Origin of the sequence: Exiguobacterium sp. s142, assembly GCF_018618455.1 — a bacterium.
In the GTDB taxonomy this organism is placed as follows: Bacteria; Bacillota; Bacilli; order Exiguobacteriales; family Exiguobacteriaceae; genus Exiguobacterium; species Exiguobacterium aurantiacum_A.
In genome coordinates, this window is the sequence record NZ_JACSMB010000017.1 from 1 (window position 1) to 12,346 (window position 12,346).

Below are 12,346 nucleotides of genomic sequence, written 5' to 3' on the forward strand. Positions count from 1 at the left end.
TCAACGGCCGCCCACGCAAATGCCTGGGCTGGAAGACCGCACACGAGGCCTTCACGGACGAAGTGTTGCGCTTAATTTGACAAACCGTCCGTAAAAAATAAATCAGTAATTTCTTGGGCAGCAGAAAAAAAATATATCAAGGGAATCCTAATAAGGTAATAAAATACCATCATCCTTCTTCAGATTTTAAAGATGTTTTAAAATTATATGGAGAGTTTAAGTTGTTTGAGAACGATAAGAGATCAATCAGAGTTGATCAAAAATTGTATTATCTAAATAATCCAAGGTATTTATCTTTTTTATACTGTGCTGAAGATAATAGTATTGAATTAGATTCAAATAACTTATTGTTTCTTTCTGATGCCGGAATGAAAAAGATTGAAAAATCTTATAAACTTTTTAATCGTACTTTCCAAGATGATTTATTTGAAAGACATATAAAGGAGAACTATGAGAAGGACGAAGAGGTGAAAAAATATTTTATTTTAAGGTTGTTAGAAAAGATATACATTAAATATGTTTTTGACATACATAATTCTAATAAAATTAGTAAAGAAAATAAGTTTAAAGTTATTGAAAAAATCTTAAATTACAGTAAAATGTCACGAAAAACACTTAGTGTGACTAATGAAAACTTCTTAGATTTAGAAGAACGTATTGAGTTTGTATTAACAATAATTAAGATTATAGAAGGAATGAGTTTCACCAAAAATATCTTAAGAATAAGTAACATAGATCACTTGTATGGCACTTTAGAAACTCTTCCGGAAAGATACTTTAAAAACAAGAACCATATGATGATTCGTGGTGAAGATTTAGAATTCACGAGTGAAATCAGTGTGTTACAAGATGTGTATTCAAATTTATTTTCTTTAAAGTTTATGAATTTCAGTGATGGTGAACTTATTTATTTGAATGTTTTTTCTGCAATAGCAATAGCTATTTCCGACTCGAAAGAAAAAGATTGTATTTTATTATTAGACGAGCCGGACATTAATTTGCATCCTGAATGGTCAAGGCGTTTAATGTTTGACATGTTTAGATTAATTAAACAATACAAGCAATCTGGAAATGTACAAATAATTTTAACTAGTCATTCTCCGTTCATTGTTACAGATTTTCCGAAAGAAAATATTTATTCGTTTAGAAAGGATAAAAACAAATATGAAATAACTACCCCCGACTTTGGATTTGCTGCAAATATATACGATGTTATTGCTGACGCATTTTTTATGGAAGCGCCCATTGGGGAATTTGCAATTAATCAAATAAAAATTGCAAAAGATAATCCAAAAAATCTTAGATCTATACAAATAATTGATAGTATTGACGATTCTATTCTAAAGAAAATTTTAAAAAAGGGTTAAAAGACTATGATATTAATTAATTCCGAAAATTTAAATAGCCGCTCTTATTCAAAAATAAGAAGTGAAATTTACGTTAACATAGTTCGATCAATTTATAGTAAAACGAATTATGAAGAAGTAAAGCATGAATTAAATAAAATTCAAAACAAAGATTATCCTGTCACTATATTAATAAAAAAAATATTATTCCATAATTTTAAAGAAGATGAAACTTATGAAGACTTTAATTTTAGATCATATTTTCAAGCGATTTCATTTTACAATAATGCACAAAAACTTTATAAAAAAGGAAACAAAAAAGCTAGAAAAAGTTTTATAGGTGACTTAATTGGCTTCACCCAAATAGAAAGCAATAAACAGATAGAAAAATTTATATGTTGTATTGACAAGATAAGCGATTATGAATTTATTGATGGAAGAATTAAAACTCAATCATCTTTTGAAGATTTTGCAGAGAATGAAATGTTCATCAGTTTAAAAAAGTTTAATAGAGTATGCAAAGAGGTGTTCGATTATGAAACATTTATCACACCACTGCGTGCATCATTAATTGACTCAATAGGAATTAAATTTTGTCCCTATTGTAATGAACAATCTATGTACTCTGAAAAAGATGGAACTAGAGTACTCGCAGATTTAGATCATTATTTACCCAAGTCTGAATTTCCCTTATTCGAATCTAATTTTTTTAACTTAATTCCAAGTTGCCCGTCTTGTAATCGAACTTTGAAAGGGCAATCTAAGCGTCGAATCGTCAATCCTCTCATAGAAGGTTTTGAAGATTACGCGGTATTCAAAATGGTAGACTATCCATTGAAATTGGCTAATGAACACTTTGACATAACAATTTTGAAAAAAAATACTGAAAATCATATTATAATTGAGAAAATAGATAATACAATTTCCCTTTTTAAATTAAAGGGAAGATATAATCAAAATCATATAAAAGAAACTGCTCGAAGAATTTATTTAAACACAAGGCTGCTAACACCAAATGCGCTTTCCCATTACTCCGAGAGTTTAGAAATCCCGACTTTAACTACAAAGCAATTATATAAACATTTATTTGAGATAGATTTTGAAAAGATAAATCTTTCAAATGAGTACTTGGGGAAATTAAAATTAGACATTTTAATAGATTTAGATGTGGAGTTACCTTGATATTTATGTGATTTTAATGAATCGATTGCTCAAGACTGAGTATTGCGGATACAGAGAGCCACTAGTGCGGACTTGTGAGCCACCGAATGCGGACAACTGAGCCACCAAATGCGGATACTGAGCCAGTCAATATGAAGAAAAAGGCCATCGACTCATCGATGGCCAAGATCTTAGCATATCCCTAGCCCATGGCGTTCCCTCATTGAGGTTTCGCCATCGACCAGGATTTTATAGGAGTCGTGTACGATCCTGTCGAGAATTGCGTCCGCGATCTGGGCCTGTCCTAGCTTCGAATGCCACCCCTCGGGTGCGAATTGGGAACAGAAAATGGTCGAGGAACGCTTCAGCCGTGCCTCAACGATTTCCAACAGATGCATCACATGCTCCTGTGGGAGCTCGGTGAGGAGCCATTCGTCAAGGATCAGGAGGTCAATCGTCCGATACTTGTGGATTAGCTTCCTGAAGCTGCCGTCCGCCTCGTATTTCGCCACCGCGAGCTCGTCCAATAGTTCAGGCAGACGGATATACTTCACCTTGTGGAATTGGCGACAGGCCTGGACGGCCAAAGCGTTCACCAACCATGTTTTTCCGTTGCCTGATGCCCCCATCAGGATGACGTTATGATGATTCTTGATGTAGTTGCCCGAGGCGAGCTCTAGGATCAGTTTTTTGTCCAACCTCCGGTCCGGATGGTATTCAATATGTTCGATTGACGCGGACGGGTCGGACAAAGTCGCCTGCTTGATGAGCCGATCGAGCTTGTTTGACCGGCGTCTTGAGTATTCCTGGTCGACCAACAGGTTGAAACGATCATCAAAATCCAACTCGGCGTACTCTTTCATCTCATGCTGTAGTTCATATTGCTCTGCCATCCCGGTCATTTTCATCTCGGTCAACTTTCTTAACGTCTCCGGGTTGATCATGTTCTATCGCCTCCGAAATATTTTGCTCCACGCGTGAATCCGTGGTCTTCTTTTGATTGACTCGGTCGTTCGGTGACGACCGAAGCTCGTGCCGCCTTTTTCTTTTGTCGGTCCAAGATACCTTTATAGACGCTGATGGTAGGCTGCGACGCGACTTCAAGTAAGCTTTTGGCGGCCGCCTCCATCTGATCGTTCGAGTGTTTCTTGTTCAGGTTCCGAATGACCGCCAGGAAGCCAAGCGCCTTTTTCTCAACGTTGTTCTCAAGAATATACGTCACGAACTTCTCCATGCTGGTACCTACGGTACGCGCCCATTCCCGGTTGTTATCCGGGTTGTGGTCGAGATAGAGGCGATGGTTGTCGGGCATATGGTCGGTGTTCGTCGCATACTGTCCGATTGCGCCCTTCAGGCGCGTATGGGAGGCGATTCTGACGTCCTTGAAATAGACCTCGATTAAGTTCGCCGTCAGGCGCACATCGACGTCTTCGCGGGTATAATCATAAGGGACGGAATAAAACATGCGTTCAACTTGGATGTGGTAGTTCAGTTGTACTTTCGCGGTTCGCCATTCCGTCATCTTGAAGCGTGTTTTCGGTAGGAGGCGCAAGGTCGCGCTCTCCTCTTCCGTGAACACGCTTTTTCTTGAACCGCTTCTTTTTTGGAACTCCTGGGTGTTCATCTCCTCGAGCCTCGAATGGATTTCCTTGTTCAGATCCTCGATGTGGAAGCACTGGTAATTCCGTAACGCCGCGATGATCTGACGTGAAAGGAAGCCGACCGCACCCTCGACGCTCGGCTTGTCTTTCGGTTTGCGGATGCGACTAGGCACAACGACCGTCCGATAATGGTCAGCCAGCTCACGGTAAGCCTCATTCACCTGTGAGTCGCCTCGGCGATGCTTCGTGATTCCGGTCTTGAGGTTGTCCGGGACCAGCGTCTCGGTGCGCCGCCGAAGTATTCAAAGGCGTGCACGTGCGCAGTCAGCCACGATTGCGACTTCATGTCGAGGAAGGCCTCGGCGTAGAAATATTGGCTGTACGGAAGCGCGGCGACAAAGACATAGGCCTCAATCTCCTCGCCGGCGGCACTGTCCATGATTTTCAGCGTCGCTCCGGCCCAGTCGACCTCTAAGACTTCGCCCGGCTTACGACGGATGGGCATGGTCAGCTTGTACTTCTTTGCGTATGATCCATATTTCTCTGTGAAGGAGCGATAGGCATACGGGATTCTACCTGCGTCTCTCGCCGTGCTGCAGTATTCGTGGTGAAGCAGCTTCAATGTCACGTTCTTCTTCTGTAGCTCCTTGTGAATCATCTCGAAATCGACAGGGTGGTAACCCTTTTCCATCGGTTCACGCTCAGGGAACAAGAACTCATACAGCCATTTCTTTGTCATCCTGTCTTCTAAGCTGTCGATGCCACGTTCAGTGGCCCGTTGAATCACATCGCTCACCGTGTTTCTCGAATGTCCGGTGCTCGCACTTATCGTGCGTTGACTGATCCCATCAAAATGAAGTTCCAGTATCTTGCGACCATCAATCAAAAACAAAACCCCCATACTTCAATGTCATGCCGACGGCATGCATCTCAAGTATAGGGGAGAAAAGGCATCAAGCGTATAAGTGGTATAGTGTCCGCACTGAGTGGCTCAGTTGTCCACACTCGGTGGCTCAGAAGGATGCACAAGTGGCTCATTTTAAATGCAATAATCATCAAGACACCTCAATAGAATGGAATATCTATTGTCGAGGCATTATTTTTTATTATTTGTAAGTACTCGTTAGTTGTACTAATAGATTTATGACCTACCACTTGCATAACTTCAATCAGTGGATTTCCATTAGCCAGGAGTTTCGTAATATAAGCACGACGGAACCAGTGTGGGGGATTGGTGTTCTCTGCTGCAACGAACTCCACAGCTTTATGCGTCATTAAGCGAATTGCTTCATACGTCATTGGGTTTCCTGACTTCTTTGTGCTGAAAGCGATGTATGGAGAATCTACTTCTTCAATCATCAGGAGTGTCTGCAATCGATTAATCAGATGACTCGCTTTTTCGGTGAGTGGAATTCGACGCCATTTATCACGTTTCCCTTTCACCTCAATGTAAAATGTATGCTGATTTCGCTTCACGTCGGTGAACTTTATTGATAACAGTTCTGCCGCCCGCATGCCAGTCGTCAACAACAAATAACCAATCGTCTCGTTCCGGAGCTCAATGAGCTCCTTTTTTTGTGCCCGTTTGACGGTATGGCGGAACGACTCGGCAATCCGCTCAATCTCGTCGAAGTCGACCTCACGCCGGAGCATCTCCGGACGCTGTTGGTTCTTCACATGGAAGGCCAGATTATGTAAATGATACTGGTTGACGTGAAGGTAGGTCAGGAGACGCTTCAACATGTTGTTTTTCCGCTGCGCCGTGCGTGGGGCATACTGTTCGTTCACCTCGAATAGATAGCGATGGATGTCGAGCACGGTCAGGTGTTTTAATCCGCCTGTCTTCGTCATCACAAAACTTATGACGAACTCGAGATCCAGTTTGTACGCGCGTCGTGTGTGCGGGCTCTTGTCCGCATAGATCGGGAACAGTTCCGTCGCCCAGAACAATTCGATGACCTCGACATCATTCAAGGTCTCGAAATCGATATAGTCCTTCTTTAATGCTTCGGCCAATTTCGGATTCGCCCCGGTCAGTTCTCTCAACGCTACTTCAAACGCCTGCTGTTTTTTCTCAATCTCCATGCTTCTCCCTCTTTTCGCTCCTGATTTTTGAATTAAGTTTTCGTGAATTTCGAAATACATATTAAATCATTGTAATACATATGTATTTAATTTAAGAATACGTGTGTAATCGATAATATATACTAGATAAAATCGTATTACGTACTTAAAAATATATTGAATTAAATAATTAATACTTGTGATAATCTTATATTATCACAAGTTTTTAAACAAAGGATCGAACCTAAATTTCGACCCTTTTACTGACTTTTATTTCTTAATCATTAGTATGGAACGCTATATATTCATCTCGAAAAGTAAAGATTGCTGCTGCTGTTTTTTCATTATTCTCATTTGAATCTTTAATCATAATTAGTGCCTGTTCACTTAAGTTATTGGCTAAGTCATATAACCTAAATTGCGTTGGGGCTCCTTTCAATTTATTTTCTGATTTAAAAGAATTTTTAATTTCATCCAGAAGTGTTTTACTGAGTCTAAAATTAATTGGAGGATTGTGAATTCCCTTCATCAGTTCTAGCTTGACGTTATAGTGTTCATCACATTCGTCACAGTAAAAGTTTTCTAATTCATTTTCGTTTAGATAATGATAATGACCTTGGGGGCACGTGTATACATACTCTAAATAAATGATTTCTTTATCACTAAAGTTAGCAAGTAAAAATAATAATGATATAGATAAAGTATCACTGATATCTAATTTCTTAGCGAATGTATAAGGATTTATATAGTTACTCGATGAATTAACTAGTGTGACCAAATATTCTTCTGTTTTTTTGAAAACTATATTAAGTGGAGGATATTCTTTCGCTAATTCCGGATTGTTCATTAATAAATTCGTTAATTCGGTCTTTAAAGTGCTCACTGATGTCCCTCCTTGATTTTGAAATATATCTCGCTTTAGTATCTTCATCTGATATATGTTTCTTCTGTAAATAATCAAAAAATAGTATATTATTTTTTGCTGAAATAGTGAATTTTTGCATACTTCTTTGCTTTAGTATTCCGATTATTTCAAAATGAAAAGATAGTTCAGTAATTAATTTGACGCGTTTCACTATATTCAGTAAATACCAGTAAGGTTCGTTTACATAAATAGGTTCTTTCTTATCATTTTTAGTCCTTGAAGAAGTGTAATTGACAATGTCTCTTAAAGTGAAGCTATAAATGTAACTATTGGATGCCAAAAAGTCTATAGATGTTGCTTTCTTTGATAAATTTAGGTTTTCAATGAATTGAACCGATTCTTCTATTTCTGCTTCTTGGAAATCTTGTTGAGGTCCAAAAAAGTCAATAAGCTGTTTTTTTAATTCAGAAAAATTCAAATTAGAATCTGATTCAGCTTTAATTTTTGTTAACACATTGTTATGGTCCTCAATAAATAAGTGAAATAGTATAGCCTCAAGAGGAGATTTTTTAACTGCATCAACAATATTTTTCGCTCTAAAATTCGATAAATCATTTGTCTGAGAATTTGCTTCTTTAGAACTAAAAATAGTTTCATCTGAAAAACTTAATTTAAACCATTTTTCTAAATTATTCTGAAGATAATCAATTAGTTTAAAGTCATTAATTACCCCTTCAGGATTCATACTGCGATTGTGCTGAGTCAAGTTTTTTATGCTCGACTTGTTCCATTGAAATTCTAAAAACCCTCTTTTAAAATCTATGATATACTTCACAAAAATCGAATTTTCTTTTTTTGTTTTAGGATCTTTTAAAACGGTTATTCTTTCTAAAATTTCAATGCTGTTATCGAAAAATTCAAATGAAATGAATTTATCATCAAAGTTTTTGACTTCTGTAATCTGTCTATTGATATAGGGACTTAAATCAGTATTATTTTCAATAATTACCTTATACTTTTCAATAAGATCTTTTCTTTGAATATCGTCCTTGATTTGTTGATCTGTAGTAAATAGAGTGTTTTTGTTCAGGATTTTTATAACTCTTACTGAAAAGTAATGTTCGAGATAAAAGCTAAAAGAAGTATTGATCTCCGTTACAGCTTTATCCCGAATCTCTGGAAAACTAAAAAAGAATTTATGTACTAACCTTTTTTCTTTATCTAGAGTTCCCCCGTCTTTACCCACCGAAGCGTAGAAAAATTTTAAAAACTGACCCGCCAATTCTGTATTTGATATATCTTCTAATTCCTTAATAGGATATTTTGTTTGATAGAAATTAAGATTCGACTTAATGATTCTTTTAAAAATTTCACTTCGATCAGTAGCTGGAATGTGCCTAAAAATACTTTGACTGTAGTTGTTCATAAGTTTTCTTTTCTCCTTACAATAAATTCGCTGTTTAATACTGCAGAAATATGCGAGTTAGTATAATCTTTCTCACTTTGAATCATTTTTAAAAGTATCTTTAAATCCTTTTTGTGGAGATCATACTCATTTAAGAGATTTAAAGTTTCTTTATCAGACGTGTCTTTCATTTTCTGAAAATTTCTAATCATTTTTTTGGTTAGGTCAGTGATGTCTTTTAAATTTTGTAATGGAAGGCTCTCTTGCTCTAAGTAAACTTTTAATGACTGTAACTGACCTAAATAAAAAATACTGTCAACTAGATTTTCATCGTTTTTACTTATAGTCTGCACAGGATTATCAGAATCAGACTGTTGAAGTTGTTGAATATCGTTAATATGCTTTAAGAAAACCGTATGGAATTTAGCGATAGAATTATCTAGTTGGTCAAGACATAACAAATAGTCATTCAATTTGTTTAAAATAATCTCAACATAAATTCTTTTCTTTTCGAGCTCGTTTTGCGAATAAATTTCATCAAGCATTAATTTTTGTTGGTATCGAATTTGAAAATATGTAGCATACGATAAACCGATTAATCCAATAATATTTCCAAGATAACTTCCCCAAAAACCAATCCAACTTTCAACCTCTCCTCTTGCAAGGGAAAATAAGGGAAATTCTAATAGTAAGGTCACTATGAGAGGGAGACATAAGATTCCACTTATCAAGAGAATAATGTGCTTTTTGTTCATACAACACCTCCTCCATCCTCATAATATCAAATTTATGCTATATATTGTAATTTCAAATTACAGTAAGAAGAATAATGTTTAAAATCGCTCGTTGTTAAAAAACTGATTTAAGCTAATGTTTAAGCCATTGCAAAATTTTTGAATCGTACTTACCTTCGGATGTTTTGTACGTCCACTCATTAGTTCCGAAATTGTTGCCTGGTTCAAACCTCCCTTTTGAATCACTTGATGTATTGTCATATTATGTTCCGCTGCGAGCTCCTTCATCCGCTCGATGATTGCCTCGTTTAATTCCACTTGCTCACCCCACGATCTAAGTACTCTCTTATCTCCTTATTCTTTACGAAACCTTCTATTCCTCTACCCTACCACAATCTCTTGAAATCAAAATATTTGTAATTATTTTCTATAATTAAATCGTTATTTTTTTACAGTTGTGCTACAAAACCAAAAATATTGAGTTACTGTTGGTCTTAATCCCTTATATAGAGCGGATTCGACAAGAATCGTCAATTGTAAAATTTCTGACATATCAGAAAACTGATGATTTTTAAATCTAATCCTGTTATATTGGAACCAACAAAAGGAAACATCTGTTTGGTCGCCGCTCTGGTTTACAGAAAGGGGAAGGCTTATGTATCGATTCGGGGAGTGGTTGAAGGAGAACCGCCGGCTCTCGGGCTGGTCACAGGTCGAACTATCTGAGAAGACATTTGGAGAAATCTCACAGCCCGCCATCAGTCAATATGAACAGAACCGCTCGGTACCGTCGATCGCGGACATTGATCACCTGGCCCGCGCGTTCGGACATACGCTCGCAACGGTCCCATGGGATGCCATCGACTTCGGATACGGGGCGAAGCGGTCCGTCACCAAGCTCGAGCGTCGTCGGTTCGACCTGAAGGAACTGCCACAGGCCGACTCGGTCCGCACGTTCGACGGGAAAACGTACGAACTACACGGTTTCATCGGCATCGAGAAGGTGAGCGGTGAGGCCGTGCAACTGACTCAGCTCTACTATCGGATTCGGACGGTCGTCTGTGACGCCCACGTGCTCGCCAAACGCAAAAATCCGGATGACGAGCTTATCCACGTCAAGAAGCGAAGAAGAGTCCGACAGTAATCGACATCGATGCAGCAGCACATCCTTAAGGATGGTCTAAGCCAATCACATACCGGCGTGTCCCTCACCAGTGACCGGGTGGGCGGGATCTACGCACAGATGGTTCGGCGAGAGTCGCCTAAAACTCGCCACAAGGTCACCGCATCGTTCAGGGTCATCGAAAAACCCTGTACAGTTCCTTAGATTCACGAGGAGCGGAGTTCGTGGGGGAACGGCTAGAAACCCACCGCACCGAATCCGACTGTCCTTAATGATGTGCTGCTGCACATCACGAGATCAAGGGGAAGGAAGTGTGTACTGTGGCATCAAAAGAACAGAAACAAAACCGAAGCTTTGCCGAGAAACTCTTACGCATCCGTGGGAAGGACTACGAGGAATGGCTCGACGAACAGCATCAACAGGTCATCCAGGACAACCAGGAACTCATTTTGGAGGCGCTCGAGGCGAAGCTCAGCTTCAAGTCACCGGCGCACCAGGACTAAGGAGGGAACGACATGGGACTCAATGAGACAGGGCTCAGCTTGCTTCAGTTCTTCCAGGGGCTCGCCGTCATCGCAGCAGCCATCGCTTTCGCGATCGGGGGCTTCTACTTCATCTTCGGCGGGGATCGTGGCCGCTCGAAGGCCGTCGGTTGGCTTGTCGGGGGCGCCGTCGGCCTGATCATCGTCATGGGCGCGTTCACGCTCGCTGAGATGGTCGACCAGAACATCAAATTCTAATGCACACGTACTCAGCATTCCAATCGGAAGGCTTTTTTTGTTGCTTGAAACGAGAGGAGGAACGAGATGCTGTTTGTACGATTCACCGACGTGCCGGACACACGGATCCCGAACTATGAGCGGCTCACCTTCGCCGAGGCGGTCGTCGCGACACATGATCTACATCAGGCACGTAGCGAAGAAGGGACGAGCTGTTCCGGTGACTTCCGGCTCTTCGACCAAAAAGATGAGTTGCTCTATCGAGGGACGTTTACGTTTGGGACCGAAGGCACCTATCCGAACCTGTATCATCAAGTGAAAGACCGGGTACAACGGATCCGGACGAAGAAAGAGGATAACGCGAAGAAGATGTGGCTCCTCGACGAGATCGAGTCCGAGACACCGGAAGACTATAAGCACCATTCCGTCAGATCGAACCCGATTGTGTCGTCGACCTATCAGTCACGCCTGACCCAACTACAGCGTCGCCTCATCTACGGGGCGGCCGCGGCTGGAATTTTTTTCACATCGTTGTTCACTGCGACGCAATGGTTCATCGACAAGGAGGCGCACGCTGAACAGGTGACCGGTACTGAACAAAGGTGGTTAGACGCCTACGAACAGGCGCTCCAAGGTGAAGAGTCGTCACTCATCCAACTGTTGGAACCAAAAGACCGGTCCGAGGAAGAGAATGCTCTATTAGTCGACCTCTATCTTGCAGAAGGAGAAGACCAGAAGGCGCTCGAGCTCACGGATGACCCGATCCTGATCGAGACGAAGTTAGCCGGGCTCAATCTATCCGATAAGGAAAAATTGGAACGGCTCCAGGACTTCCAAGCGTCACATCCGACCAATGAGGGCGCGTTCGATATCGCCGTACTAAAACGGGATCATGAGACCGTGGCCAAGACGGATGACGTGGAGTGGACCGCTCCCCGTATCTCGGCGAAAGTGACCGCCTACCTCTTTCTCGTTGATATCGAGTCCGCAAATGAGTGGGCGTCCAAAACGAACGACCCTGCCGTACAAGTAAAGATCGATAACTATCAAGGCATCATGGCCGCGATCGACGGACTGAACGAGAAACTGAAGAAGACCTCTAGCAAGGACACTTCAGCCCGTGAGAAAATTCAAGCCGCTATCGCTGCTGAAGAAGTTGAGTTGCAAACGATTCTTTATTCAGATTAAGGTAGGTGAAATAATTGAGAACTCAGTCTCTATCACCACGATTCCCGATACATCTAATCTTCCCCGCCCTGTTCTGCCTGTTGGTAGTGCCGGCCGGGATTTTTTATCTACTGAACGGTGTCTACAACATCATTCGACAA

General features: G+C 40.5%; 14 protein-coding genes. 6 read left to right on the plus strand and 8 right to left on the minus strand.

Annotated elements, in window-relative coordinates:
* The first annotated feature begins 113 nt into the window (after positions 1–113).
* Together KNP77_RS13010 and KNP77_RS13015 are read left to right on the plus strand one after the other, a co-directional pair.
* Positions 114–1,367 carry an AAA family ATPase gene (locus KNP77_RS13010; RefSeq protein WP_214891143.1) on the plus strand — a complete coding sequence of 418 codons (1,254 nt, stop codon included), beginning with the start codon at positions 114–116 and terminating at the stop codon, positions 1,365–1,367.
* A gap of 6 nt (positions 1,368–1,373) precedes the next feature.
* Complete coding sequence (locus KNP77_RS13015; RefSeq protein WP_214891145.1) at positions 1,374–2,528, plus strand: HNH endonuclease; 1,155 nt, start codon at positions 1,374–1,376, stop codon at positions 2,526–2,528.
* Between the two features lie 170 nt (positions 2,529–2,698).
* On the opposite strand, the gene istB is transcribed toward KNP77_RS13015, so the two are convergent.
* The 8 genes from istB to KNP77_RS16170 all read right to left on the minus strand — a co-directional run bounded on the left by istB (position 2,699) and on the right by KNP77_RS16170 (position 9,464).
* Positions 2,699–3,451, minus strand: a complete 753-nt coding sequence (gene istB / locus KNP77_RS13020; protein ID WP_214891147.1) for an IS21-like element helper ATPase IstB — start codon at positions 3,449–3,451, stop codon at positions 2,699–2,701.
* Positions 3,448–4,329: a Mu transposase domain-containing protein gene (locus tag KNP77_RS16015; RefSeq protein ID WP_251139081.1), complete on the minus strand. Its 882-nt coding sequence runs from the start codon at positions 4,327–4,329 to the stop codon at positions 3,448–3,450. The genes istB and KNP77_RS16015 overlap by 4 nt, the downstream gene beginning before the upstream one ends.
* Complete coding sequence (locus KNP77_RS16020) at positions 4,326–4,994, minus strand: hypothetical protein (RefSeq protein ID WP_251139082.1); 669 nt, start codon at positions 4,992–4,994, stop codon at positions 4,326–4,328. Before KNP77_RS16020 ends, KNP77_RS16015 begins: the two co-directional genes overlap by 4 nt.
* 179 nt (positions 4,995–5,173) lie before the next feature.
* The gene (locus KNP77_RS13030) at positions 5,174–6,193 is read right to left on the minus strand and encodes a tyrosine-type recombinase/integrase (RefSeq protein WP_214891149.1); all 1,020 of its coding nucleotides are present in this window, start codon (positions 6,191–6,193) and stop codon (positions 5,174–5,176) included.
* A gap of 256 nt (positions 6,194–6,449) precedes the next feature.
* On the minus strand, positions 6,450–7,019 hold the full coding sequence (locus KNP77_RS13035) for a hypothetical protein (protein ID WP_214891151.1): 570 nt from the start codon (positions 7,017–7,019) through the stop codon (positions 6,450–6,452).
* Positions 6,979–8,463 carry a hypothetical protein gene (locus KNP77_RS13040; RefSeq protein WP_214891153.1) on the minus strand — a complete coding sequence of 495 codons (1,485 nt, stop codon included), beginning with the start codon at positions 8,461–8,463 and terminating at the stop codon, positions 6,979–6,981. Before KNP77_RS13040 ends, KNP77_RS13035 begins: the two co-directional genes overlap by 41 nt.
* Positions 8,460–9,197: a hypothetical protein gene (locus KNP77_RS13045; protein WP_214891155.1), complete on the minus strand. Its 738-nt coding sequence runs from the start codon at positions 9,195–9,197 to the stop codon at positions 8,460–8,462. The genes KNP77_RS13040 and KNP77_RS13045 overlap by 4 nt, the downstream gene beginning before the upstream one ends.
* A 78-nt stretch (positions 9,198–9,275) precedes the next feature.
* Entirely contained in the window at positions 9,276–9,464 is a 189-nt protein-coding gene (locus KNP77_RS16170; RefSeq protein ID WP_214891157.1) for a helix-turn-helix domain-containing protein, read from the minus strand.
* Between the two features lie 367 nt (positions 9,465–9,831).
* On the opposite strand from KNP77_RS16170, the gene KNP77_RS13055 reads away from it, so the two are divergent.
* The 4 genes from KNP77_RS13055 (at position 9,832) to KNP77_RS13070 (ending at position 12,206) form a co-directional block, all read left to right on the plus strand.
* Entirely contained in the window at positions 9,832–10,320 is a 489-nt protein-coding gene (locus tag KNP77_RS13055) for a helix-turn-helix domain-containing protein (protein ID WP_214891159.1), read from the plus strand.
* Between the two features lie 299 nt (positions 10,321–10,619).
* Positions 10,620–10,802: a hypothetical protein gene (locus KNP77_RS13060; protein WP_021065836.1), complete on the plus strand. Its 183-nt coding sequence runs from the start codon at positions 10,620–10,622 to the stop codon at positions 10,800–10,802.
* 12 nt (positions 10,803–10,814) lie between these two features.
* Entirely contained in the window at positions 10,815–11,039 is a 225-nt protein-coding gene (locus KNP77_RS13065) for a hypothetical protein (protein ID WP_012390467.1), read from the plus strand.
* Between the two features lie 66 nt (positions 11,040–11,105).
* Positions 11,106–12,206, plus strand: coding sequence for a hypothetical protein (locus KNP77_RS13070; protein WP_214891161.1), 1,101 nt, complete (start codon positions 11,106–11,108; stop codon positions 12,204–12,206).
* Positions 12,207–12,346 lie beyond the last annotated feature (140 nt).

Coding starts and splice junctions, on each gene's coding strand:
- KNP77_RS13015 (WP_214891145.1), top strand. CDS start 1,374: ATGATATTAATTAATTCCGAAAATTTAAATAGCCGCTCTTATTCAAAA.
- istB (WP_214891147.1), bottom strand. CDS start 3,451: ATGATCAACCCGGAGACGTTAAGAAAGTTGACCGAGATGAAAATGACC.
- KNP77_RS13055 (WP_214891159.1), top strand. CDS start 9,832: ATGTATCGATTCGGGGAGTGGTTGAAGGAGAACCGCCGGCTCTCGGGC.
- KNP77_RS13065 (WP_012390467.1), top strand. CDS start 10,815: ATGGGACTCAATGAGACAGGGCTCAGCTTGCTTCAGTTCTTCCAGGGG.
- KNP77_RS16170 (WP_214891157.1), bottom strand. CDS start 9,464: ATGAAGGAGCTCGCAGCGGAACATAATATGACAATACATCAAGTGATT.
- KNP77_RS13070 (WP_214891161.1), top strand. CDS start 11,106: ATGCTGTTTGTACGATTCACCGACGTGCCGGACACACGGATCCCGAAC.
- KNP77_RS13035 (WP_214891151.1), bottom strand. CDS start 7,019: ATGAACAATCCGGAATTAGCGAAAGAATATCCTCCACTTAATATAGTT.
- KNP77_RS13045 (WP_214891155.1), bottom strand. CDS start 9,197: ATGAACAAAAAGCACATTATTCTCTTGATAAGTGGAATCTTATGTCTC.
- KNP77_RS13030 (WP_214891149.1), bottom strand. CDS start 6,193: ATGGAGATTGAGAAAAAACAGCAGGCGTTTGAAGTAGCGTTGAGAGAA.
- KNP77_RS13040 (WP_214891153.1), bottom strand. CDS start 8,463: ATGAACAACTACAGTCAAAGTATTTTTAGGCACATTCCAGCTACTGAT.